We start from the raw sequence: 1,646 nt of genomic DNA, 5'->3' as shown, positions 1-1,646 counted from the left end.
TTTGAGAGTAGACCTCTCAAAACTAAACAAAACTTTCGACAATGTGCAGGATTCCGTTTTTCCTTAGAAAGGAGGTGATCCAGCCGCAGGTTCTCCTACGGCTACCTTGTTACGACTTCACCCTAATCATCTGTCCCACCTTAGACGGTTGGTTCCCGAAGGTTACCTCACCGGCTTTGGGTGTTACAAACTCTCATGGTGTGACGGGCGGTGTGTACAAGGCCCGGGAACGTATTCACCGTGGCATGCTGATCCACGATTACTAGCGATTCCAACTTCATGTAGGCGAGTTGCAGCCTACAATCCGAACTGAGAACGGCTTTAAGAGATTAGCTTGACCTCGCGGTTTCGCGACTCGTTGTACCGTCCATTGTAGCACGTGTGTAGCCCAGGTCATAAGGGGCATGATGATTTGACGTCATCCCCACCTTCCTCCGGTTTGTCACCGGCAGTCTTGCTAGAGTGCCCAACTAAATGCTGGCAACTAACAATAAGGGTTGCGCTCGTTGCGGGACTTAACCCAACATCTCACGACACGAGCTGACGACAACCATGCACCACCTGTCATTCTGTCCCCGAAGGGAACGCCTAATCTCTTAGGTTGGCAGAAGATGTCAAGACCTGGTAAGGTTCTTCGCGTAGCATCGAATTAAACCACATGCTCCACCGCTTGTGCGGGCCCCCGTCAATTCCTTTGAGTTTCAACCTTGCGGTCGTACTCCCCAGGCGGAGTGCTTAATGCGTTAGCTGCAGCACTGAAGGGCGGAAACCCTCCAACACTTAGCACTCATCGTTTACGGCATGGACTACCAGGGTATCTAATCCTGTTCGCTACCCATGCTTTCGAGCCTCAGCGTCAGTTACAGACCAGACAGCCGCCTTCGCCACTGGTGTTCTTCCATATATCTACGCATTTCACCGCTACACATGGAGTTCCACTGTCCTCTTCTGCACTCAAGTCTCCCGGTTTCCGATGCACTTCTCCGGTTAAGCCGAAGGCTTTCACATCAGACCTAAAAAACCGCCTGCGCTCGCTTTACGCCCAATAAATCCGGACAACGCTTGCCACCTACGTATTACCGCGGCTGCTGGCACGTAGTTAGCCGTGGCTTTCTGGTTGGATACCGTCAAGATGTGAACAGTTACTCTCACACCTGTTCTTCTCCAACAACAGAGTTTTACGAGCCGAAACCCTTCATCACTCACGCGGCGTTGCTCCATCAGACTTTCGTCCATTGTGGAAGATTCCCTACTGCTGCCTCCCGTAGGAGTTTGGGCCGTGTCTCAGTCCCAATGTGGCCGATTACCCTCTCAGGTCGGCTACGTATCATTGCCTTGGTGAGCCGTTACCTCACCAACAAGCTAATACGCCGCGGGTCCATCCTAAAGTGACAGCCGAAGCCATCTTTCAAACTCAAACCATGTGGTTTGAGTTGTTATACGGTATTAGCACCTGTTTCCAAGTGTTATCCCCTACTTCAAGGGCAGGTTACCCACGTGTTACTCACCAGTTCGCCACTCGTCTCAATGTTAAATCATTTAAATGCAAGCACCTAAAATCTTTAACCAAGACGCGTTCGACTTGCATGTATTAGGCACGCCGCCAGCGTTCGTCCTGAGCCAGGATCAAACTCTCATCTTAAAAT

General features: G+C 51.0%; 1 rRNA gene. It reads right to left on the bottom strand.

The window, feature by feature from the left end:
• Window positions 1-67 precede the first annotated feature (67 nt).
• Window positions 68-1,642: ribosomal RNA gene (locus tag FD12_RS05095) — 16S ribosomal RNA — on the bottom strand.
• Between the last annotated feature and the right edge of the window lie 4 nt (window positions 1,643-1,646).

Origin of the sequence: Lentilactobacillus rapi DSM 19907 = JCM 15042 (assembly GCF_001436255.1) — a bacterium.
In the GTDB taxonomy this organism is placed as follows: domain Bacteria; phylum Bacillota; class Bacilli; order Lactobacillales; family Lactobacillaceae; genus Lentilactobacillus; species Lentilactobacillus rapi.
This window is presented reverse-complemented; position numbering and strand designations above follow the sequence as displayed.